General features: G+C 61.0%; 12 protein-coding genes and 1 pseudogene. 8 read left to right on the top strand and 5 right to left on the bottom strand.

Going from position 1 to position 22,857, the window contains the following annotated elements; translation table 11 throughout:
* Positions 1-151 precede the first annotated feature (151 nt).
* A complete protein-coding gene (locus tag G3N94_RS18315; RefSeq protein WP_205794023.1) occupies positions 152-886 on the top strand; it encodes an FCD domain-containing protein in 735 nt (244 codons plus the stop codon).
* Positions 887-1,066: 180 nt separating this feature from the next.
* Here the strand turns inward: G3N94_RS18315 and G3N94_RS18310 are convergent.
* The 4 genes and pseudogenes from G3N94_RS18310 to G3N94_RS18295 all read right to left on the bottom strand — a co-directional run.
* Positions 1,067-1,420 (bottom strand): annotated as a pseudogene (locus G3N94_RS18310) (DDE-type integrase/transposase/recombinase); the annotation flags it as partial.
* 1,609 nt (positions 1,421-3,029) lie between these two features.
* Positions 3,030-3,299 carry a hypothetical protein gene (locus G3N94_RS18305; RefSeq protein ID WP_205794022.1) on the bottom strand — a complete coding sequence of 90 codons (270 nt, stop codon included), beginning with the start codon at positions 3,297-3,299 and terminating at the stop codon, positions 3,030-3,032.
* Between the two features lie 172 nt (positions 3,300-3,471).
* Positions 3,472-6,252 (bottom strand): hypothetical protein, encoded by a 2,781-nt coding sequence (locus G3N94_RS18300; protein WP_205794021.1) that lies wholly within the window; start codon positions 6,250-6,252, stop codon positions 3,472-3,474.
* Positions 6,253-6,466: 214 nt separating this feature from the next.
* Positions 6,467-7,249, bottom strand: a complete 783-nt coding sequence (locus tag G3N94_RS18295) for a hypothetical protein (protein ID WP_205794020.1) — start codon at positions 7,247-7,249, stop codon at positions 6,467-6,469.
* A gap of 574 nt (positions 7,250-7,823) precedes the next feature.
* Here G3N94_RS18295 and G3N94_RS18290 point away from each other — a divergent pair.
* The 5 genes from G3N94_RS18290 to G3N94_RS18270 all read left to right on the top strand — a co-directional run bounded on the left by G3N94_RS18290 (position 7,824) and on the right by G3N94_RS18270 (position 18,389).
* Positions 7,824-11,246 carry a HEAT repeat domain-containing protein gene (locus tag G3N94_RS18290; RefSeq protein ID WP_205794019.1) on the top strand — a complete coding sequence of 1,141 codons (3,423 nt, stop codon included), beginning with the start codon at positions 7,824-7,826 and terminating at the stop codon, positions 11,244-11,246.
* Between the two features lie 472 nt (positions 11,247-11,718).
* On the top strand, positions 11,719-14,982 hold the full coding sequence (locus tag G3N94_RS43240) for a BTAD domain-containing putative transcriptional regulator (protein WP_205794018.1): 3,264 nt from the start codon (positions 11,719-11,721) through the stop codon (positions 14,980-14,982).
* Between the two features lie 153 nt (positions 14,983-15,135).
* Positions 15,136-15,354 carry a hypothetical protein gene (locus G3N94_RS18280; protein WP_205794017.1) on the top strand — a complete coding sequence of 73 codons (219 nt, stop codon included), beginning with the start codon at positions 15,136-15,138 and terminating at the stop codon, positions 15,352-15,354.
* A gap of 157 nt (positions 15,355-15,511) precedes the next feature.
* Positions 15,512-17,326 (top strand): hypothetical protein, encoded by a 1,815-nt coding sequence (locus tag G3N94_RS18275; RefSeq protein ID WP_205794016.1) that lies wholly within the window; start codon positions 15,512-15,514, stop codon positions 17,324-17,326.
* 286 nt (positions 17,327-17,612) lie between these two features.
* The gene (locus G3N94_RS18270; RefSeq protein ID WP_205794015.1) at positions 17,613-18,389 is read left to right on the top strand and encodes a hypothetical protein; all 777 of its coding nucleotides are present in this window, start codon (positions 17,613-17,615) and stop codon (positions 18,387-18,389) included.
* Positions 18,390-19,135: 746 nt separating this feature from the next.
* On the opposite strand, the gene G3N94_RS18265 is transcribed toward G3N94_RS18270, so the two are convergent.
* Positions 19,136-20,479, bottom strand: a complete 1,344-nt coding sequence (locus G3N94_RS18265; protein WP_205794036.1) for an IS4 family transposase — start codon at positions 20,477-20,479, stop codon at positions 19,136-19,138.
* Positions 20,480-20,829: 350 nt separating this feature from the next.
* On the opposite strand from G3N94_RS18265, the gene G3N94_RS18260 reads away from it, so the two are divergent.
* Together G3N94_RS18260 and G3N94_RS18255 are read left to right on the top strand one after the other, a co-directional pair.
* On the top strand, positions 20,830-21,864 hold the full coding sequence (locus tag G3N94_RS18260) for a type IV toxin-antitoxin system AbiEi family antitoxin (protein ID WP_205794014.1): 1,035 nt from the start codon (positions 20,830-20,832) through the stop codon (positions 21,862-21,864).
* Complete coding sequence (locus G3N94_RS18255) at positions 21,845-22,735, top strand: nucleotidyl transferase AbiEii/AbiGii toxin family protein (protein WP_205794013.1); 891 nt, start codon at positions 21,845-21,847, stop codon at positions 22,733-22,735. Before G3N94_RS18260 ends, G3N94_RS18255 begins: the two co-directional genes overlap by 20 nt.
* Positions 22,736-22,857: the final 122 nt, after the last annotated feature.

Raw genomic sequence — 22,857 nt, 5'->3', positions numbered from 1 at the left:
CGAGTCAAGTACGGGATTACCCTCGGAGCAGAAAGAGGGATGGGGCTATGGGCGCGTCCGCGCTCCATCGGAGAACGACGGCACGGGCAGCCATGCCGTAAAAAATCGATTTTTCTGCTATGATTCGGAGACCATGCCAACGAGAAACGCGATGGACGTGCATACCGAGATAGCCGGGGTTGGTGGCCAACCACAGAGCAGCCAGACCCTGTCGGGTGACCTGTATCAACGACTTCGGCACGACATCCTGAACTGTCGGTGGAAGCCCGGCATGAAGCTGCGCCTAGACGATTTGCGTGCACACTATGAGATCGGTCTAACGCCGTTAAGGGAAGCCCTCATGCGGTTGGCGTCAGAAGGGCTGACCGTATTAGAGGGTCAGCGGGGATTCCATGTTTCGCCGGTATCTAGGGGAGAGTTGCTGGATATCACGATGCTGCGACAAGAGCTCGAAGCCCTCGCGATCCGCAAGTCGATCGAAAATGGAAACGACGAATGGGAGGCTGCGGTTTTGAAAGCCTTCCATCTATTGGCCAAAGTTCCCAAGCAGGACCCATCAAACCCGAAACTGCTGAACGACGAGTGGGAGCTCAAACATAAAGAGTTTCATCGTGCGCTCGTCGCTGCGTGCGGATCACCAATATTGCTCGAAATGCGCAAGTTGCTCTATGACAGGGGGATTCGTTATCGATCGCTGTCGGTTGCGAGTGGAGGGTTCGTACGAGACGATGTCGCTGAGCATCGCGCTCTACTCGAGGCCGCGTTGACTCGCGACGCCACCAGGGCCGTTCAGTTGATCCAAGAACATGTTGCCCAAACGTGCAACTTTATCCTGTCGGCTTCAAACGACCCCTTCCAAGAAGGAACACCTGCCCAGCTTCGATAACGATCGCGGATACGCTGTAAGCTGCTTATATCGCATTGTTGCTCTCCTTGCGGAATACGATTTCGTTGCCAAGCATGCGGGCAAGGCTCCCCCTCCTCTACCCTTGCGTCGGACGCACGGGCCATGGTTCTGTCGCGGTAAGGCGCTTGGGGTGTACGATAGCAATATGATTAGGATTGCTTATATCGCCAGCGAGTAGAATTGCCGGGCGGCAGATGGCTCGATTTTGTCTGCGTCTTTCATCTGCCCCTTGGCGATCATGTGCATGAGTTCAATGCCGCTCAACAAGATGCGGGCACAGCGAAAATCCTTGAATCCCAACATGGGGAGGGTACGGCGCTTGATCGCCCGATGGTCTTGTTCCACGATATTATTGAGATACTTGGCCTGACGGATTTTGATGGGCGTCTCACGCTCGGCGTTCACGGCGTGCAGTCCGGCCAGATTGGCACCACTCTTGTCGATAGTTACGGTTTCGGGCGCGCCATTCTGATCGATGGCCCTCTCGAAGTACCGTCGGGCCGCTTCCTTGTCGGGGTAATCGTCCCTTTCGTGCGAAATCTGGCGGTTTGCCTCTAAAAATCCTTATCGATCAACGATTTGCGTATCCGCCTATTGCACGAAAGCCGCGGCGCCGCCGAGCCTTGCTGCGAGCGGCTCTGCATGCGATCACCGCCAGATTTCGCACGAAAGGGACGATTACCCCTTGACGCGCTGGTGCACATGGCGGGCTTGCTGCCGGCCGGCGGGTATTTCCCGGTGGGGGTTGTCGTACTTTCTATGCAAAAACAAGCGGTTTGATCATAACAATCAATATCAATCAAAGGCTTACAGAATCGCACCTCGCACCAACGTTGAAGAGCCGCGGAGCCTTGCTGCGGGCCGCTCCCCGGTCGTTCACAGGTTAGGGTGCTGGCAAGTCAGAGAGGACTGGAAACCTGACAATACACCGCAGATACTCTGGCTGCGGGCGACCGGAAGAATCGAACGATCGCGGCCCTCTTCGGCATGTGCAAACTGATGGGGGTCGTCGCATTCTCGCGGCCCTTGAATTCCACGGAGAGTTTTGAAGCGGCAGCGGCCAGCGGGCGGTCCAGATGGGGAAAGGCAGCGGTCTCTATGGATGGGAAATCCTTCGACCGTCGGACAGATGTCGTCAGTAGCCCTCCGCATGCACTTCAGTGGGTTGACGGATCCACGCTGATACGTCTGGTACGCAAAACGCCGGAGAACGTACAGCCTGGTGTTGGCGATGGAATCTGGCTCTACATCGATACGGCTATTGCTAACGCTTCGTCTTGCAGTCCGCCGTTGTAGCCTGGTCTCTTTTTTTGGCTCTGCGGACAAGGCGGTTTATCCGACTGCATCCTTGCTCGCTGATCACCATCGCTTACCGTGGTGGGTGCGATGCTTTGCAGGCCCAAGAAAGACAAAACCCCGCGATCGCGGGGTTCTGCTTCCGGCTAACCGGGCCGGACGGGCTATGTGTCATCACCAACAGGAGAGACGTATGAACCGATATCGTCAGCAGGCTTCTGTTCTCTAACGGTCTCGGTGAAGTCAGTATAGGACCATCCTTCCGGTTATTCAACAGGCAATTGCGAGCTTTTACAGCCCCACGTCGCCCGTGAGACGGCTCGTCGTCTTCGATGGCAAGCGTCGTTTGGGAGCGCTGCGCTGGGCCGCGGTTCGTGCCACTTCCGAAAAACCCCCGGCTCCCTTCGGGAGCCGGGTATATCGCGTCTGCGACGCTGGATATCGCGGCTAACGCCGCGGGATATTGCGCTACGCGCGATATATGGCGCTGCGCGCCGTATATGCCGCCTTCGGCGGCAGTAAATCGCGCTGCGCGCGAAAACCCGTGGACCCCGATGCATCGCACGTGCGGCCGTGGTCGAGGAGAATCTCTCGTTCGCGCGAGGTGTATCAGTGTTGAAGAGGGTAGTCCGTACTGCCAGTTTCCTGTCCTCTTCTACTGATACCACGGCGGTCGTTTCCTCCAGGGCCATGGCGGGCCAGCGCGGCTCGTGGTGAAACGTTGCAACTTGGTCCAAGCGGCCAAAGGATCCCTTCACGCTTGCCGGACTTCCTGAATGGGGCCAAGCGTCTCCATGTCGTCAGGATCGGTCTTGCACAATCGGTTCTATAGGTCCCGGGCGCGCAGGTATCGCGGCGAACCGCTGTCGTCGAGGGGAAACTGGCGGGCTACGGCGCTTGCGATACGTTCACGATTCGCTTCGAACGCAATCTGGCTTTGTAGGTCGCTTTGGTCCGCGGCACCGAGCGCGGCGGACATGACAGCGGGCGAGATGGCGAACGAACCGTAACCCTCGCCCACACGGTAGGCGGAAAAGACGATCGTCCCGTCATTCGATACAGTCGGCGCCAAAAGCGTGACAGCATGGGTATCCATGAAATTCTCGATGCTCCTGAAGGGGCGCAGATTCTAAGCTACGCCCGTCCGCCCGTGGAGTCAAAGTCCTGTCTATTCCCGCCGAGAGGCTACCTAAATTGAGCGCAAATATGCGGCTTCGTGGATTTCCTTGCGTGAAGCTTGCCGACGTGCTCGGTCAGCGTGGCAGAACTCAATAACCGCCCCGGACACGGGAAAACAGCTTCTCGCGACCCCGACTATCACCGACGTGGGGGGGTGCAGTGGAGCGGGTCACGCGCACTCGGTCGGCGCGATCTCCATCCCCCAACGCGATAAAGGACTCCATGGTTTGGTCCTCGATTGAGTGGCTTTGCAGAAGAAGCACGAGTCGCTCAAGCTCTTTCCGATAAGAAGGCAGATCCGTGTCTGGATAGTCCTTCTCGCGCGAGTGGATGGCGCTGGCAGCTGAAATCAGCGCTTTCAAAGCCACCGCCCGTCGCGTATTCGCGAGTTGCAGAGCATTGTGTCTTTGGCTAAAGGCAAAGCCCTGGTCAAAGATAGGCAGCCTTCGCTGTCCGGCAACGGCGGCCGTCACTTCCGAGCGGAAGACGCCCTCAAGCTTGCGCGACATCTCGACTTTTCCCGCAAGGGCTGCGGGTCGTGCAATGCGACGTGCAACCGCCTCGCACGACGAGGAATTACAGCGTCCGGGGTGCTTCGCTTCGCGGACCGCTCGCTTTTCTTCCATTCTCAGCCTTGCAGTCATTTCCTCCTGGCGATGAAGTGTGCGAACAAGCTCGACTTGCTGCTGTTTCGAATTGAGGGGCCTTATGCTGGGCTTGATTCCCAGAGCAGCGACAACTCCTGACGCCGTCACCGCCCTTCCCGACGGCGCAATAGTTCTGCACTCCGGATGAAACAGTTGATAGTGGCTTCTGAACTCCGCGTCACTATGAATGCTGTTTTGGCCTGAATCAATCAGAACCTTCGCCATACCCGATCGTCCAACGGTCGGGCACCCTGAAAGGACATCCAGATCCGCAGCTACATTACCCTCGATGGTCATGTCGTCGCTGGCGCAACCTCCAGTGTCCTTCGCCCAGAACTCCGCCCACCCTTCGTTGAATCCGAAGCCATAGTTGGTCGGCCCTCCGCAATGGTCGTGTTTCCTTGCGTAGGTATACAGTGACGCGTCGTTGGTGAAGTGAGTGAAGTCACCGTCCAGACTCTGCCGTATGCAGTGGCCAAACTCATGGAAATTAGTTCGGAAGTCAATGAAGTCTCCGCCCGGCACAGCGCTTGACGACGCACTGGGATCGTACGCATCCGGCCAATTCGTGGATTGCAAATACGAGTAAGGCGTCTCGAATATTAATTTCCATATCATTATCGAGTAGTCGGGAACAGGCCCGTACGAGCCCATTGTTGCTCTATATTCCTCGTGCGCTTTGTGAGCCCCGAGCCAAATCGCACAGTCTGGCGTTCCCGATGTCCGATAGATAACGATGCCGCCATAATCGAGCAACGGAGTTGTGTTGCTAAGATGCTGACTATCGTAGCTCTTGAATGTGTAATCCCAGGAGGTATTCAAATGTGCACCGAGATGGTCGTCGAGGTGAAGCCGCGCGTAATAGTCTCCCTGCTCGGAGGCCCAAAGGTTGATACTGTAGGATCCGTCGTCGTTCGTCACCACTTCACCCACTTTGTCGTCGTACCAGTCACTTCGGTACCTGAAGAACTCGACCTGCGCATGAGGCAACGGGTACGTTCGGCCGTCGTTCTGGCAGTACCAGGCTCCGCGGCCGACAAAATCCATCTGATGACGAGCGCACGTTCCAGTCAGCATGAAATCGAACCGCTCATCGACTTTCGGCCCGACGACATGCAGCGACGCTAGCGTGTCAGGCACTGTGTATCCACCAATGACTGTCAGGGTCAACGTGGTTGTTTGGCCTATAACGTTGCCGGGAAACGTCAGCACGCTCGGCGTCACCTGCGCTTGCACGTTGGCGGGCAGCCCGTCGACAGTGACGTTCATAGGCCCTCCGACGGTCCCGTAGCGCTCAATGAAGAATTGCCTCGTGAGAGTGCTTTGTGGGCCTCCGGAGCTGCATGTCGATACATCGATGAGCGCGGATCCTGATATCGAGACGGGCGCCGCCACCGACAGCCAAAGCGTCAGCGTCCGAAGAGCGGGACCCACGCTTGCCGATGTGGGTATTCCAGTAAAGGTGACGCTCTCTGTCGAGGCGGTTGCGTTCGCATCTGCGGTAAGCGAAACCTGAACCGACGTCGCGCCCGGATTTGGTGTGATAACTGCGGTCACTCCTGGATTGAGGTTCGCGACCGAGAAATCGACCGGTCCTGTCGAGTTGCCAATCCGTCTGATGTTCAATGTGATAATTCTCGCCCGACCGGCGACTATCTCCTCCCCGATTGGCCCGTCGATGGCAAAGTCTGGCGCATTCCCCGCGTCATCAAAGGTGATGTCGCCAATGACCGGGGGAGTGACCTGATCAGTGACAAGGGTAAGAGACGCGATCTGCGGTGTTGGTGTGGTAACCGAAAGTGCAACAGTAGGACTTGCCGACGGCGCAACCGTTGCAGTCGTTGTCGCCACGGTGTTGCCCGTGGTATCAAGCGCGGTAAGGACCATCTTCGTCGTTGCACCGTTCGACGGGATTCCAACGTGCATAGAAATAGTCTGATGCAAGGCCGTGAAATTCGCCTGCGCGCCAAAGGTCGGAAATTCCACCCCGGTAGAGGAGTTGAAGATCGCGACGTTCCCGCTAGGCGAAGCCGCGATTGCCCCGACCACGCCGAAATATGGGACGAAGGCGACACCTTGAGACTTGAGCTGATCGGTCAGTACCGTTCCTTGAGCGAGCGATGCGAACGTGACGGTAGCCGCCTTCACGTGCGTGGAGATCGTTACCAAAACAATCATCAGGAAGACATGCCAGAATCGGCTTACAACCGGGGCCAGCTTCATTTCCGCTCCAATAGTAAGGATATCTTATCGCTTGCTACTCTATCGCTACGAAACCAAACCTTTGAACCAGCCGTGTGGTCTTAGACCGGCGACCGCCGGAGACCGCAGCGGTAGAAGCCCGCCGCGGCCTGAAATGTTGGTGTAGAGCATAGTTGCGACTTGAGCCCTAACCACGAATTGCGATTGACATCCGAGCCCGGCAAGAGATGAGCAATCAACCCTCCTTCACGTTGTATGCCAAGTGGGCCATGCGCCGCCCGGCCCGGGAGCTCCAGTGCGGCTTTGGTCCATGGTGACGTGTGCCTTCAATCTGAAACTCGTGATCGGCGGCGAAAACCGCTTTACTACCTGCAGCTTTGCTGACGATTTGATAGTTCCCGCCGTGGCCTGGCGCAGTCACTAATGGCGCGGGAGGGGACACGGCACCGGCGAGCGATGCCATGGACATGTAGTCATAGGGCGCAGCAGCACCGGGCATGAACCAGGCGCGGAGTAGCCAGTTCGAGACTTGCACGATGGTGCCGTCCTCGCAGGTCTTTGGGTAGGTTTGGATCTCGACGGCGTCGCACATCTCACATGCATGGAGCAAGCCATTATTGTCATTGGCGAATAGGTTAGCTCCCTCGTCGCCTGCAGTCTCGAGGATTTCGTGCGAGGCGTCCACGCTTACCCCGTCCGGGCCGTAGAGGCTACCGCATGTCGTTACTGCGCAGAGGGCAAACGGGATGCCATTGCCGATGTCATGGTATGCGCTCGCCCCGGGTACGTCGGGCAATGACCCGACGAACTGATAGGCCCACTCGCCGGGTTGAATGTCGTTCTCGTTTGCGCCGACACGTATTGACGCACGTGCGCCCCACTCGACCGCAAACTCCTGGTTCACCTGGCTGTTAACCGCCTCGGCGATGTGGGAGAGGACATCGGCGGAGAGGGTCGCGCCGTCTTTCGTCGTAGCACCATTGGTTTTGTCTATAAGGACCCACTTTACTGCGTTCATGCCAGCTCCTTTCGATGAATGAGTTGCTCCTGATTGCTTGTTTCAGGCTATTTATCGACCCAATGATCTAATACTGTGAGTCGGTGCCAGCGCAACTATTTCTGCCATCAGGACTTCGAAACAGTATGGAAATATTCACATGTTAAAACTACAGCGTCGGCGGCGCATACGGCGTGGCTCAGACCTCAGGATATTTTCGTTTCGGTGCCGGCGGCGCTCCTCGACGTCTTCCGTCACGTTCTCTTCGGTCATTGAGCTGTCCAGTTGCCAACTTCTTTACCGCGTCTCCGCAATTGGATGCCCTGTGTAGACGCCCCTACGCAGCCGTCTTTGAATTGTGCGAATGGGCGACGAATGATGGTATGGGGCGCCCGCCTATCAATGCAGCGGGACAGTACTTATCGCCCGGTCGCAGCCCGCCGGCAGACACTACGAACCGCCGTCCGGATATTGGCCTTGGTGATGGAATGCGCGCCGATGCGGCAACGCCGCCCGCTGGGTCGTCGGGTGATCGTCATGTTTGTCGCCTATAAACGAGCAACGTGCGTGTTATGCGCATTCACGGAGCGGCGCCATGCAACCTCTGGCAGACAGGAGTGCGGTCACTGCGAGGTGGAACAGTAGCCGCCATCTTGTGCGGCAGTCCGTGTGCGCCATTGCGCTCGGGACGCTGGAATTGCTGGGCGTGGGCCCGTCAACGGGCGCGCCGAACGATCACGCAGCCCAGCCGCTTACGGTGTGGCAATACCGGGTGACCGAGGAGGCCCTGCAGGATCCTGACGCGGACACCCGAAAGGCGGCGCTTATCTGGTTGGGCTATCACGGCCGGCCCGATCAGGCGAATCCTGCGAACGCAGATCTGATAGCGGATCTGGGACGCAAGCTCGGTGAACCGAGTCAGCGCATCGCCGTATTGTCAGCGCTCGCCGCGATCGGACCGGCGGGCGGCCGGTTCGCCCCCGATGTCGCCGCGTTGCTGCACGATCCAGCGGTCGCCGTGCGCGGAAGTGCAGCATCGACCCTCGGAGCCATGGGTGAGAGCGGCGCACGGTTTGCACCGAACGTGGCAGAACTGCTGTCGGACCGTAGCCAGAACATGATCGAGGTTCATCCAGAAATACATATCGAGGGCCCGGGGGCGAGCGGTCAAGCGGCGGCGGCGCTCGGAGCCATGGGTAGCGCCGCCGCCCGGTACGCCCCCCAAGTGGCCGCGCTGCTGAATGACCACGATTGGGGGGTGCGAGCGGCCGCGGCGACCGCACTGGCCGCCATGGGGGCGACGGACTCTAGGTACGCAAGCGCAGTCGGCGCAATGCTCTTTGACCATCTGAACAAGAAGGTTATTGATCAGCCCGCCGCGAAGGCGCTGGCCGCGATGGGTGAATCCGGCGCGACCGTCACCGCTGAGCACCTTCCGACACTCATCAGCAACCCTGATGTAAATGTGCGCAGGATGACGGCTAATCTCCTTGGCGTATTGGGCGTCTTCGGCACGCGCTTCGCGCCGCAGATGCGAACTCTGCTCACAGACCCGGATCCCGATGTGCGCGATGCAGCGGTGGGGGCGATCGGCCGCATGACGGAAGCCGGCAGCCAGTTCGCGCCTGACCTCGCGCGTCTTCTCAGCGACAGCAGCGAACGGCGCGGAATCAGGATCGCGGCGGGGGAGGCGCTGGGACACATCGGGCAGGCCACTCCCGTCTTTGCGCAGGAGGTTGCCGGCATGCTGACCGACAATGGTGGGAATATGCACGTTCGCCTGTCTGCCGCCGTTGCGCTAGCGGCCATGGGCCATAGTGGAGCCCGATTCACGTCCAGCGTCCTGCCGCTCCTTCATGACCACAGCTCTTTCGTGAGGTCCGTTGCCATCAGCACGCTTGAGGACATGGGCCGCGCGGGAGCTCCCGTAGGTCCGGACATTGCCACGCTGCTTCTAGATGAGAATGCCGAGGTGCGCACCCGCGCGGCTTCTGCGTTGATGGCTATCGGGCCCGGCGGCGTCCGCTACGCGCCTCAGGTAGCGGCGCGACTCGATGATGTCAGCGCTGACGCCCGGAAGGCCGCGTCTGACGCCCTCTCGCGCGCTGCTTGGTGGAACGGGCCGATCAGTACACCGTCGCTCCGAGCCGCATGCCTGCAAGGCGCGGTGCATAACCGGGACCACGCGTCGCAAATCCGGCTCACCTGCCATCTTCTAGGGCCGCTCTCGGGGGCAGAAAAAACTCTGATGCTGTGGGTAAGCGACCAGGCGCCGGATCCCGCGAGCCTGACCAAAAAGGATACCGTGAAGGTCCTCACGGACCTGCTGTCCATGTGGTCCGCAGTCGATGCGAGAAAGTCGGGGAGTAAGGTACCGAGTTACCCAGAACTCCGGGGCCGCGTCGCCGCGCAGTTGGAAGCGCTCGCCGCCACGCACCGGCGCCAATTTAACGTCGGCGATTTGCCGATGCTCGAACGCCTGACCCGGACGCTTGAGAGCGCAGATCTCGGAGAGGCGGCCGCCGTCCGCGACGTGCGCGACGGGGTAGAGAACCTCGGGCGGGCGCTCCGGGTACTGGAAGTCATCGGCGTACATGCAGGGTTGTGGGCCTTGCTGATCTGGGCGTATCCGCGCTGGCGGCCCGTCCAAGGTTTCTTTTTCTGGAACCGCTGGGGCCGGCGGTTTCTCGGGCTCGGCTATGTCGGCCTGTTGATCGCATTCGTCCCGTGGTTGCGTCAGCGCATGTTCTCCCCGTTTAAGGCATCACTGGTGCAGCGCGGCGCCATCGCCGGCTTCGACGAGCCATCGTATTTTCCGGACAGCGAGGTCATCGAACAAGGTCGAAAGGGTGACGAGGGTTTACGTCGGCCGCTGTCGACGGTCCTGCCAGACGTCGATAGTCAGGTCGTGCTGGAGGGCGAGTCCGGACTCGGCAAGACCACCGCGCTGCTGCGACTTGCCAAGACCTCTCGGCGAATCGCGGTCCTGCTGAGGGCGACCGAATGCAGAGAGGGCGTGGTCGCAGCGATCCAGGCTCGCCTGAAAGGCCAGATCAGCGACGAATCCTACCTGCGTACGCTGATCCACGTGGGCGCGATCGATGTTCTGATTGACGGCCTGAACGAAGCCACACCCGAGACGCGCTCGCGCATCGTGCAATTCGTTGAGGAGTTGTTCCGTGGCAACTTCATCGTCACGACTCAGCCGATGGACTGGGAACGGCCACGCACCGCCCGCGTAATGACGCTGCAGCCGTTGCAACCAGAGCAGATCGAGGGCTTTCTGGTCCGGCAATGGCCGGCGATCGCCCGCAGCGCCACGCTCGATGAAGACACCTACGTCATGGCAGTCAGGACCTATGTTGCAGAGCTCATCGGAGATGCGGACGATTTGACGGGACTTAGGATCCTCGGGAATCCGATGGAGGCCAGCATCGTGGCTGAGCTGCTCGCTCGCGGTGAACGCCCCGACCTGCTGCGGTTGGTCGAGCAGCGTTTTGCCACGATGGAAGCCGAGTTTCGTTCGCGGGAGAACCGTCCCTTTCCCTATGTACGATTTGCCGAGGAGGTGTATGCGTGGCGCGCGTCCGGCACGCCCTACTTCGACCCTACGGGTTTTGATGCCGAAGTAAGCATGCTGGTCTCGCAGAAGCTGATGGTCGAACGCACGGTCACTGTGCGCAGCGCCGACGCGAACAAAGATGTCACCCGCTGGTGGTTCCGGCACGACCGGTTCATGGAGTTCTGCCTGTTGCCGGCGTTTATGGGCGAGCACGTCGAGCGGCAGCGGCAGCACGTTGGCAATGAAGCGTTTTTCGGGGTGTACGACCTGCTTGCGTTGCGACTTCCGGACGATGAAGAGCGGGAACTCTGGAAATTCCTCGCCGAAAACGCGGCGGACACACGACGCAACGAACTGCTGAACCGGTACACGATCGCGAGACGCGCGAGAACCGTGGAGTCGAAGGCAGGTGCAGAGTCAAGCGCACAACTCATGGCAAGTAAAAGTGCCACTTGAGTGTCGGCGTGAACTTCTTGCGCGTGAGCATCGGTTCGGCATGCGAAGCAGGCGGAAAGTAAGGATGACGCGGCGGCGGCGAGCGGTCGCATCGCCATGGACGGTGAAACTGCGAGACGGATCGTTGCCCCGCGCCTCATGATCGTTAGCCGGGGGCGCCCCGACCGAGAAAATGAGGGAAGCGCAATAACGCTAACGGTCCGAGACGGTCGATCCCATAAGTAAGTCAGTAAGAACCCGCGTACGACAGTAGGGGGCTGGCCCATAGGCGTCTTTATGCGCGCCCCGCACAATTTCAGTACATCGCCACATGTTCACCGTCTGTCGGCTGGTGGTCGAGGGTTTCTCCAAGAACCGAAGTGTCAGGAACGGGTTAGATTGCGAGGTCGCATCGGTCGATCCCTCCGCAATATGACATCAGTCGTCAACTAACAACCAAGTGCGTCTGCGCTCGGCTGTGAACGGAGGAGTTGTGTCCGACCGGTCCCGTGGCAAAACGGCCCCTTCGTCCATGCCGCCGTCGGCTCGCAGGCGCTCGCACCCAGCGCTCCGGGAGGAAGGTTTCGCCCTTGCCAAACTCGCCCGGCCCCGACTCGCCACGGTCCATCCGCGCGGGCGCCTGTTCGCGCTGCTGGACGCAGCCCGTGCTCATCCGATGGTGTGGATCTGCGGCCCGCCGGGCGCTGGAAAGACGACGCTCGCCGCCAGTTACCTCGAGGCGCGCACGCTGCCCGGCCCCTGGTATCAGGTGGACGCAGGAGATGCCGACCCGGCGGCCTTCTTCTATTACCTCTGCGAGGTCATTCCGTCGCGGCAGCGGGCGGCGCTGCCGCTGCTCACCCCGGAATACCTGCCCGACCTGCCCGGTTTCGCGCGCCGGTTCTTTCGCGCGTTTTTCGCGGGCCTGCCGGCGCCGGCGGCAGTCGTGTTCGACAACTTTCAGGAAGCACCGGCGGCGAGCCCGCTTGGAACGATCATCCGCGAGGCCGTGGCGGAGCTTCCGCGACAGACCAATCTGATCATCATCAGCCGCGCCGAGCCACCGGCCGAATGCGCCCGCCTCCGGGCCAACCGACACCTCGCCGTGCTTGGCTGGGACGAATTACGCCTGACGCTCGCGGAAACCGAGGCCATCGCAGCCCTTTACCGCAATGACCACGTCGGAGATGCCGCGACACTGCACGAACATGCCGGCGGCTGGGCAGCCGGGCTCACCTTGCTCCTCGAAAGCGCGGCGCTGCCGACCGCTGTGACTGAGAGTAGCAGCGTCGATAGTACGCGGGTGATGTTCGATTACTTTGCCACCGAGGTTTTCGACCAGGCGCCCAACGAGTTGCGCACCCTCTGGTTGAGTACGGCCTGGCTGCCTCACTTCACTGCAAGCATGGCGACGGAGCTGAGCGGCATTGACGGCGCGGCACGCCTCCTCGAGCAGTTGTGCCGCGAGCGGTATTTCACCTACGAGCAGGCGGGGACGCCGCCCAGCTACCAATATCACGCGCTGTTTCAGGACTTCCTCCGCAAGAGAGTGTCATCCCGCACGGACGCGGCCGCGCAACGCGACCTCGCTCGCCGCTCTGCAGCCCTCCTCGAAATCCATGGCGACCTCGATGCGGCACTCGCTGCCTACCGACGGGCGGGGGATTGGGAACGCGCTCACCGCCTCATCCTCGCGCAAGCAGCGCGGTTGTTCGCCATTGGCCGGGTCGCCACCATCAAGGAGTGGATCGGGGGCCTGCCGGCAACAGTTTTGGAAGCCTCCCCGTGGCTCAAGTTCTGGTTGGGCTCCTGCTTGGCCCAATCCGGCGACATTGCCGCCGGCCGCCGCGCACTCGAGCAGGCCTATGCCCATTTCTGTCGGAGCAGCGATCTCGTGGGCCAAGCGCAGGCTGCGGCTGCGGTCATCGACACCTACTTCATGGAACTCAACGAACATGCCCCGTTGGATCGTTGGATCGATGTCCTCGAGGCCTTGTTCGCCCGAGATCCCGCGTTTCCGTCACCAGGGACAGAGCTGCGAGTTCGTGCGAGCCTGCTTGTCGCGTTGGCTTACCGTCGCCCCCAAAATCGTCAGGCCGCGCCGACAGTCGAGCGGGTCTGGCAACTTTGCCGCTCCGAGGTGAGCGCTGCGGAGAAGTTGCAAGCAGCAACCCAGCTAGTCAATTACCTGGACGTTGCCGGCAGCGCCGAGCGGACACGGGAGGCCGTGATCGAATTCAGCCCCCTGGCCCGTTCTCCGGAAACGACCCCGCTGCAGCGAATAACATGGGCCTGGGGAGTCGCACTGTCCCACCTGAACACCGCCGACTTCGCTGCCGTTCGGCAGGTGTTGACCGAAGCCCACGAGCTCGCCAATCAGAGTGGTCTCGTTTTTATCCTGGACTTCCTGCGGATGTTCAGGCTTTGGGGAGAACTGCCCGCCGGTGACGTCGACTCGGCATCACAAGTGCTCGATGACATCGGTGGACGCATCGACCGGGCAAGGCACAGCGATGTCGGCCTCTACCATTTCATGCGTTCGTGGGTCGCCTTCCTGCAGGGGCGTCATGACGCCGCGCTCGACCATGCGCAGATCGCCGCCGTGCACGGGCGACATCTGGGCATGGTCGGCCCCGTGATTTGCTGTCTCGGCGGCTATGCGCAGGCGTTGGCCGAGACGGGAGCCGTCGATCATGCGCTCGAAATCGCACGTGAGGCGACCCGCTGGATCGGTGCTCCAGGCACCAGTGTTTACCGGTTCAATGCCCTGCTGGTCGAAGGCGAGATGTTGCGCCGCCTGGGCCGGCAGCAGGAATGTCTCGCCACGCTGCAGGAGGCTTTCACCATCGGCCGCGTCGGCGGTTACTTCAATTGCCCGCAGTGGCGCCCGGAAATGATGTCGCCGCTCTGCGCCGCAGCATTGGAAGCCGGCATCGAAATCGACTATGTCCGCCAGCTGATTCGCTACCGTGGCCTGGCACCGTTAAACGCGTACATCGAGCACTGGCCGTGGCCGATGTCCGTTCACACGCTCGGGCGCTTCGTCGTTCATATCAATGACGAGCGCCTCAAGTTCCCCACCAAAGCGCCGAAGAAGCCGCTCGAACTGCTCAAGGCGGTGATTGCCTGCGGGGGTCGCGACGCGTCCATCGATGCGCTCTGCGCCGAACTCTGGCCTGACCTGAGCGGCGATGCTGCCGCCAATGCATTCCACCTGGCGCTGCACAGGTTGCGCAAGCTTCTCAGGGCCGAGGACACGCTATCCGTCGAGGACGGCAAGCTTTTCTTCGATCCCGGACACATCCGGGTGGACGCGTGGACTTTCGAGCGCCTGGCCGGCCAGGCGGAGACGCTCGCCCGGTCAGCCATTAGGCAGGAGCCGGGTCCCGCGCTGGCACTCGCGTCGCGCATGCTCGAGCTCTATCACGGTCACTTCTTGAGCGATGAGCAAGCGCCTTGGGCCATCGCATACCGCGAACGCCTGCGCAGCAAATTCCAGCGGGCGGGCACCCACCTCGCGCTCGGCCTCGAAGAGGCTCAGCGCTTCAACGACGCGGCTGACCTCTATCGCCGCGGGCTCGAGCTGGACGCGTTGGCGGAGGAATTCCACCGCGGCCTGATGCGCTGTCTGGCCTCGCTCGGGCGCGTGGCCGAGGCGTTGGACGCCTACCGCCACTGCCGCGACATCTTCTCCGTCACGCTCGGCATCGAACCGTCTGCCGAAACGAAAGCAATCTATCGCGCACTCAAGGGCTGAGGTCCAGGCCGCGCGTCCCGCTTCCTCGCCATTTGTCCTCCACAGCGGGTCTCTGCGCATTTTTTTCGCAATCGGAAAGTGATCCGACAGTCGTGTCGAGCCATCCTGCCTTCCATGCGAGCAGTTCGGACAACTCAACCAGCACGGGGCGACATGCAACCGGAAAGCTACGTGGTGCGGCTCTATCGGCGGACGAAAGCCGACCCGCGGGAGATCGTGGGTGTCGTGGAATTGCCGGCAAACGGGCGCCAGGCCGCCTTCCACGGCCTCGCAGAGCTCTGCACCATCCTCACCGCACCACGCCGGCATCTGCGCCGCAACGGCACGAGCCCCAAGCCGATTGTCAGCAAGCGCGGCCAGCGCGAGCCATGACGCACGGGGGACGTTGCCACGCCAGACCGTGATACGGAACCGTCGTCCGGTTGCGTAACGCGGCGCCCATTCGGGCCGAGAGGGCCCGACGAGCAAGGACGGCCAGATTCGACGCGATTCAGCACCCGGGGGAAGTGACCTGTCAAGGAGCGTTGCCATGAAGAAAGCGTACTTTTTGCTAGCGTTGCTATTCGCCATTGTCTGCTGTCCCGTCACCGCGTTCGCCGACTTCGACGCGGCGCTATTCGGGATGGCTGGCATGGTCGCCGGCGAGACCGCGCGCGTGAGTGTCACCAATATCGCCGCGCCGACAACAAGTCCCCTCGACCCGTGCCGTGCGCAATTAAGCTTTTCCGATGCGGCCGGCAACACTATCCTCAGCGCCGACTCACTGCCGGTGGTCGCGCAGGTGACGGTGTCGCCCGGCACGTCCGCGTCGCTCACACTCCCAGCGCCAGCGGCCGCCGTCGGGCTCGCGCAGCGGTTCACGTATCGAGCCGTGGTGAGGCAGGTCACGACACAAACCGCCCCTTCGCCGGGCTGCATCCTTGCTGCGAGCCATGAAATCTTCAACGCGACGACTGGCATCACGCGGGTGAGCATACCGGTCGACCCGTGCACTCCGACTGACCCGTGCCGACGCACCAACGGCTTTCTGATTGCGACGCCGCTCGCGCTTGCAGGCGTCGCACCGGGGCAGACGGTTCGCTTTAGCGCGGTGAACCTGGTGCAGAGGGCGCAGCCGCTGGATCCGTGCAAAGTCGAACTGTCCTTTGTCGGCATCAGCGGCCAAGCCCTGAAAAACGCCGATGGCCTGCCCATCCTGTCGCAGGTCACGCTCGCCCCCGGCGCCTCGACGTCGCTCGACTTTCAGCCGATGGCGGTCGACAGTACCTCGACCTTTGGCGGCAACCTTACCTTCGCGCAGCCGGTGATACGCCAGATTGGCTCGCCGAACCAGACCGCGCCGCAATGTGCGATTGTGACCAGCGCGGAGTTGGTCGACAGCACGAGCGGCATCAATGGTCCGCCGATTTTCCCGGCTGAGGCGAAAGGCCCGCCGATTGCTCCCGCTGCTGCCAATGGCCCGCCCATCAAGCTAGCCGACGCGGCGCTGTTTGGCATGGCAGGCCTCGTCACGGGCCAGACCGCGCAGCTGAACGTCGTCAATCTCGCCGCGCCCGTCACTGTCAATGGTCCGCCCATCGTCCCGTGTCAGGTCCAACTCAGCTTCGTCGACGCAGCGGGCAACACGGTGGTCAACACCGATACGCAGCCCGTGCTCTCGCAGGTGACGGTGCCGCCTGGCACGGCGGCGTCACTGTCGCTCGCGGCACCGGGCACCGCCGTCGGGTTGGCGAACCGGTTCGCGTACCGGCCGGTGGTGCGCTACCTGTCGACGCCACCCAGCCAAGGCTGCAGCATCATTGCGAGCCACGAAATCCATGATGCGACGAGCGGGCTCGTCAAGGTCACGTATCCGACCGACCCGTCTTTCCCGACGGACCCATTGTGGCCGGTTGACCCGACGCGCAACCAGTTTCTCGCCGCGACGCCTATCGGCGCGTTCGGCGTCGTGCCCGGGCAGACCGTGCGCTTTAGTGCGGTGAACCTAGTGCAGACGGCAACCCCCGGCGACCCATGCCGCGCCGAGCTGCGCATGGTTGGCCCGGACGGGCAGACGCTCATCAGTAGCGCCGGCGTACCGCTCACGCAGCAGGTCGTGCTGACGCCCGGCGTGTCGAGCTCGCTGGATTTTGCGCTGGTGCCCAGTGACACCAGCTCGACCTTTGGCAGCAACGTGACGCTCGCACGGGCGGTGATTCGACAAATTGGCACGCCGAACCCGACTGCACCGCAATGCGCGGTGGTGACGAGCACCGAGCTGGTTGACAGCACGAGCGGTCTCACAACGTCGGTGGCTCCCCCGGTGCTGCCCATCTGGCCCGCCGCCCCATTCAAGGTCAATTGAAGTGGTCTGGAGACTGGCGCGTGTCACGCTGGCGATTTTGGCGGGGCCCACGTCAGCAAGCGTGGCTTAGCCGCGTTTGCTTCGAATTCCGATTAGCTTGCGTTAGCGGCGTGGCAATCCATTCAACTCTGCCGAGTCGACACACGAGGTTGTCCTAACGCTAACGACTATGGAGCACATGATGAAAGCAAGAGTCGGGCATCGCGTGGGCCCCTTTTGCTCTTAGAACTTTCTTCCGCGCGATTCGGGCATTCCCATAACCTGATTTGGCTCGTTGGAGGTCGCCATGAAAGACTTGATTTCGTTCCTCAAGAGAACACTGCGCGCCGGCGCGTTCTCGCTCGCGGGACCCTCTGCGTCTGCTCAGCCGGAAGAATCCAATCATGCACCGGCACACGCGCGAAGACTCATAAAGGCTAGCCTATTTAAAACCACCACGATGCGATGGATCGCCACGGTTATTACCGGGGTTGCTGTTCTCAGCTTTCCCGCGTTCGCCTTTGCGCAAACTGACGTGAGTCATTTCAGTGGCTCCGGCGCGACCGCCGCCGCAAGCTTTTCAGACTTGAACTCGACGACAAACCTCACTGTCAACCAAGACGGCTCCGGATCCGGGGCGACCAATTATCTGAACCTGTACACTTCGAAGTGCTACTACTCGGCCAATTCGTATTACTGCTCCGGCGTGACCCTCTATGGGGTCTTTCCCGCCGCGGATTTTGCGGTGAATGGGCGGAATGCGCGCCTCAACACGAGTGGCAGCAGCCTCACGGGTGCGACCTTCTCGTACGGCTGCGATTTAATTACGTGGAACTGCACGTTCAACCAGACGCCCTTCTCGGGCAATGCCGCGATCTCGCTCTCGTGGACGCGGAGTAACGAGTTCAGTTTCACCGCGGCCGGAATGCAACAGCAAAATTACTTGAACTACAAAACTGTCACAAATGGTACGCAGTACTACTCGGCGGCGACCGTGAGCGGTACGATTCTCGGTGCGGCTTTCTCCGGGACAGGATCCTTGGGCTCGTCGAAAAACATCGTGATTTCGATTACCCGTAACTGATCGTTTGCGCATCAAGCCCATTCCTCTTGGGGACGGTCCAGATCTCGCCTCGCGCCGAGTCATAGCATTTCGTTGCCTGCCCAGTGCACAGCGCCGGCGCTGCAGAGGGAACTAAAGTCTGTAGATGCCGGCGCACGGCGGCATGCGGCGGAGCGCGGACATGACTCCGGCGCCGGATCGTCTTCCATGAATTACTTCCCAAATTGCCTCATCTTTAGTTCGCCGCGCGCGCCCGAACCCATTCGCCAGCTCGCCGCAGCACCCCCTGGCTGGAGCGCGCCGTGAAGACCTGCGACTGATGATCGACTGCTTGACGCACGTGGTCGGCCTGCCGCCGCAAGTCGCGCGCGGACAAATAGCCGGTCGATCGTCGCGCTCATCGTCCGCTGCGCATGCGCCGCCTCGGTAGCAGTCAGCTGCAGCACCGCCGCGCCGGCACTGGCCTCCGCGGCGCTCACGCACTGCTCCCACTCGACATTTGCCACAAGCGGCGCCTTTGCAAAGCATTGCCCGCGCCGCATCATGTCCGCGTTGTTCCAGCCGGACCACATGCCACCGTCTGCTAGCGGCTCGGGTCAGCGGCAATAAGTTTTCTTATCGCGTCCATACAGGCTTCAAGACGCCGGCCAGCGCATGCCGTCGCCGGCCGGGGCTCGGTGAAGAGGTGTTGAGGAACGACGGAAAGACCAGTCATGAACTGATTTAATTGGATATTGTTTTAGGGGTGGAACGCTAAGCCCATCGGCTTATACACAATTTCCGGCGTGACCGCCGGCTCGTAACTTCTGCAATGTCTTGGCAGCGACATGAACCTCTTTGAGTCCCAGCCAGATAGCTTTTGCGCCGGGTTCGCCGTCGCCCTTGCGGCCGAGGAATTCGCCCAGGCGCGCGACCAAGCGCAGCACCTCGTTGAGCTTGGGCTTGGCCGGCTGCTTGACGTCGGTCAGCAAATACGCACCGCGAATTTCATCGGCATCGAAGAACAGTTCGGCATCCAGATCGGGGCAACTGCGGCCCATATGCATCAGATGGGTGATCCGCCAAGCCACGACCAGATACAGTGCCAACGCGCGTTCGAGCCGTTCGATTGCGCCCAATTGCAGCGCTTCGACACGGCAACCGTTCTTCAGCACATTGAACAGAATCTCGATTTCCCAGCGCGCCCGATACCAGTCGATCAGTTCTATCGCTTCCTGCAACGTCGTGGCTTCGCGGTTGGTCAGCAGACGCCATTCGATCGGCTTGACGCCGCTTGGCGCATCGAACTCGCGCGCCACCAGACACGTGGCCGCCACGCTTTGACCCACGCCGGCCGGCAGTTCGATGCGCTGCAGCCACACGTGCTGACGCACTTGGCGTGCCTTCACGCCGTGACGCGAGCCCAGCGTAAAGGCAATCTCGCCAAGCGGTACACCTTCTGTCGTCGTCGCCCACAGCTTCGCTCCCTCGGGCAGCGCGCGGTCGTGGGTCGAGCGAATCAGCCAATCCGCCGGCGTACCCAATTCTTGCGCCCGCACCATCAGCGCGATCATGTCTGCCTCGCGATCAGCGACGTACACCAGTCGCGTGTGCGGCAGGCTCGATGCCGTTTCCGCGACCCGCTCGTAACCCTCGATCCAGCGCAGGCTTTCCTTGAGGCCGCCGCGTTTGCCCTGCGCGTCCTTGGGTTCACGCGCCCACATCCACGCGTCCAGTACCCCCAGCGGCAGCCGCTCAGGCGTCACTGCGTAGGTCGAATGCAAATACATTCCGCGCTGCGCTTCGTAAGACAACGGCCCCAGGCCCGTTGCCTGCCGACCGTTGAAATCCAGCTCCGTCGTGTCCTGCAGGCACAACACGACCGACTCAGCGGCCATTCGTTGCTCGGTCTGCCGCCAGTGCGGCTCCAGAATCGCACCCCACTCGATCTCCTCGTTGTCGAAGAAGCGGTACGCCGCCATCGTCTCGCCCCAGCCCCGACACGCCTGCGGTACGCCAGCCGTCGGCTTGGCCGACAATCGTTCCATCAATGTCCTCGCTCGCTTGTTCAAGCGCGCGTCGCCAAGGTCAAGGTCGGCAAATTCGGTTTCCGTCCAGCCGGGTGCTTCCAGAGCCAAGGCGTTCACGCAAAAAGCGAGAGTAAATCGCGACGCGCCGAAAGTTTACAAGCCCCGGCATATCTCATTGATCTCAAACGGCTTGCTCCGAGCGCTTGAGCGACGGACAGCGTTGTGTATAAGCCGATGCGCTAAGCCTTGTCGCATCTAGATCGGCCTACACCGGTAAACTGCATCGAAATCAAAGGCTCCCCATCCCCACCACCCGCACTGGCGAGAGCTTGTTCGATTTTTCTTGTCGTTCACGGTTCGTGAACAGCGTGGATTCTTGAACCATTGGCGTGTTCAACATTTCAATCCGTTCACGGCGCGTGTACACTCAAGAAAACTGAACGGAGTTGTTGATGAACACATCAACGGTTGAGCCACATCCACTGGTCGAGGCGGCCGCGCAGGCTTTCAGTGCAGCCTCGGGCATCGACACGTGTGTGAGCGCGCCGCCCCCCCATACGAGGTACGATGGAACGGTTGAATTCGGGCTGGAACCTCGAATCAGCCGCCTGGCTATGGTGGTCCCGTCAATTGACCGTCAGGAGCGACTCGCGGCCGTCACCGCCACCGCCCGCATGCAAGATGCGGGACATTTTTTGCTCGTCACGTCGTATCTCACGCCGACCCTCATTGACGCCTGCCGCACGCTTGGGATCAATGCGATCGACGCGTCCGGCAACGCATTTCTGCGCGAGCAGAAGAACATCATTCTGGTATCAGGCCGGCCGCGTGCAACGACGGTTGGTCGTTCCAGGCCCAGCCTGTGGTCCAAGCGGTCCTTGCAGGTCATCCTGGCGCTGCTGGTCAAGCCCGCGTTGGTCAACCAGGGCCGACGCGACATCGCTGGATTTGCCAAAGTCAGCACGGGTACCGCGCAGATCACGGTGCAGACCTTATTGCAGCGCAGGGACCTGATCCAGCGCTCCGACGGATCGACGGCCTTCGCCGATTACGACCGGTTGCTTGATGAATGGGTCACCTTGTATCCCTCGCTGCTACGACCTTCTCTGCAACTCGGCCGGTATCGTGCGGCGGCCCCGGACTGGTGGGCCGAGATGGCCTCCCCCAATTCCGACTGGATGTTCGGCGGCGAGTCGGCCGCGGCACTCGTGACGCACTACCTGAAACCCGAGATGATCACGGTGTACAGCCAAAAAGGTATCCCCAAGGAGCTGATCACTCGCGCCCGGCTGCGGCCAGATCCGACGGGCAACGTTGAAGTTCTGACGACACCAGTCGTATTGGGCCCTACTCCAGGTCTCGTCGATAACGTCGTCTATCCCGCGCTCGTCTACGCGGATCTCGTCGCAAGCGGTGATTCGCGCAACCTCGAAACCGCCCGGATGATTCGTGACCAATACATCAAACATGCCAATCAAGCTGCTTGATAGCCACCCTTTTCCCGAGATCTCAGTTGCCGTATTGCGTGGAGTCTCATTCGCAGCGAATGCCGCCGGTGCGCAATGGTTCGTCGGCGGCGCAACGGCGCGCGACATCCTTACCACGCACCGCTTCGGCATCGAACAGTCACGCGCTACCGCCGACGTCGATATTGGCGTGAGCATTGGGAGCTGGCAAGGCGACCGAGCACTGCGCGCCACCCTTGTCGCAACGGGGCGATTTGAGCAAAGCGACGAGGCGCAACGACTGAACTACGTTGTCCCGGGAATCGAGCACCGGATGTGGCTGGACATCGTGCCGTTTGGGGGCATCGAGGAAGACGGTGAGCGAGAGATCGGTTGGCCCCCGGATGGGGCGGTTCGGATGAACGTCGCAGGTTTTGAAGAAGCGCTGCAGGCGGCCCTGGAGATTGAATTAGCCTCCGATCTTGTCGTTCTCGTCGTCTCATTGCCTGCCCTCGCGATGTTAAAGATCATCGCGTGGCGAGACAGACACACGCAACATGCCAGAGATGCTACCGATCTGCGGTTCCTGCTCGCGAAGTATGCTGAGGCCGGTAACCATGATCGCCTTTATGCCGGAGATGCCATGGACCTGCTAGAAGCTCACGGTTTTGATCCCGACATCGCCGGGGCCGCTCTGCTTGCTCGCGACATGGCATCGCTTGTCTCCCCGGCGATTCGCGCGCAGGTAGTGGAAACGCTTTCTCCCGGAGAAGCGTATCCGCGTATTCTCAATCAGATGCTGGGAGGTGGGCATAGACTGCTACTGCTGGACGCCGAAAAACCAGGGATGACCGAACAGTTGTTTGCCGCATTCCGGACAACGCTTGAACAAGAATTTGCAGCACGCTCCTGAGGAATCACACACCGAGCCGCGATATGTATGAGTTCGCGATCGGCCACACGTACCTACGGAATCTGCCTGGCGCTACCCTCAAATTTGAAGACCCGTAATTGGTCACGCTGTTTTAGCGCACG

The sequence above is a fragment of the Burkholderia sp. Ac-20353 genome (assembly GCF_017104785.1).
GTDB lineage: Bacteria > Pseudomonadota > Gammaproteobacteria > Burkholderiales > Burkholderiaceae > Burkholderia.
Note: the sequence above shows the minus strand (reverse complement) of the source record. Positions and strands in the feature narration are given on the sequence as shown.

What these genes read in the sequence shown, in the direction of transcription:
- G3N94_RS18315 (WP_205794023.1), top strand. Translation starts at nt 152, where the DNA reads ATGGACGTGCATACCGAGATAGCCGGGGTTGGTGGCCAACCACAGAGC.
- G3N94_RS18300 (WP_205794021.1), bottom strand. Translation starts at nt 6,252, where the DNA reads ATGAAGCTGGCCCCGGTTGTAAGCCGATTCTGGCATGTCTTCCTGATG.
- G3N94_RS18295 (WP_205794020.1), bottom strand. Translation starts at nt 7,249, where the DNA reads ATGAACGCAGTAAAGTGGGTCCTTATAGACAAAACCAATGGTGCTACG.
- G3N94_RS18290 (WP_205794019.1), top strand. Translation starts at nt 7,824, where the DNA reads ATGCAACCTCTGGCAGACAGGAGTGCGGTCACTGCGAGGTGGAACAGT.
- G3N94_RS18270 (WP_205794015.1), top strand. Translation starts at nt 17,613, where the DNA reads ATGAAAGACTTGATTTCGTTCCTCAAGAGAACACTGCGCGCCGGCGCG.
- G3N94_RS18275 (WP_205794016.1), top strand. Translation starts at nt 15,512, where the DNA reads ATGAAGAAAGCGTACTTTTTGCTAGCGTTGCTATTCGCCATTGTCTGC.
- G3N94_RS18255 (WP_205794013.1), top strand. Translation starts at nt 21,845, where the DNA reads ATGCCAATCAAGCTGCTTGATAGCCACCCTTTTCCCGAGATCTCAGTT.
- G3N94_RS18305 (WP_205794022.1), bottom strand. Translation starts at nt 3,299, where the DNA reads ATGGATACCCATGCTGTCACGCTTTTGGCGCCGACTGTATCGAATGAC.
- G3N94_RS18260 (WP_205794014.1), top strand. Translation starts at nt 20,830, where the DNA reads ATGAACACATCAACGGTTGAGCCACATCCACTGGTCGAGGCGGCCGCG.
- G3N94_RS18280 (WP_205794017.1), top strand. Translation starts at nt 15,136, where the DNA reads ATGCAACCGGAAAGCTACGTGGTGCGGCTCTATCGGCGGACGAAAGCC.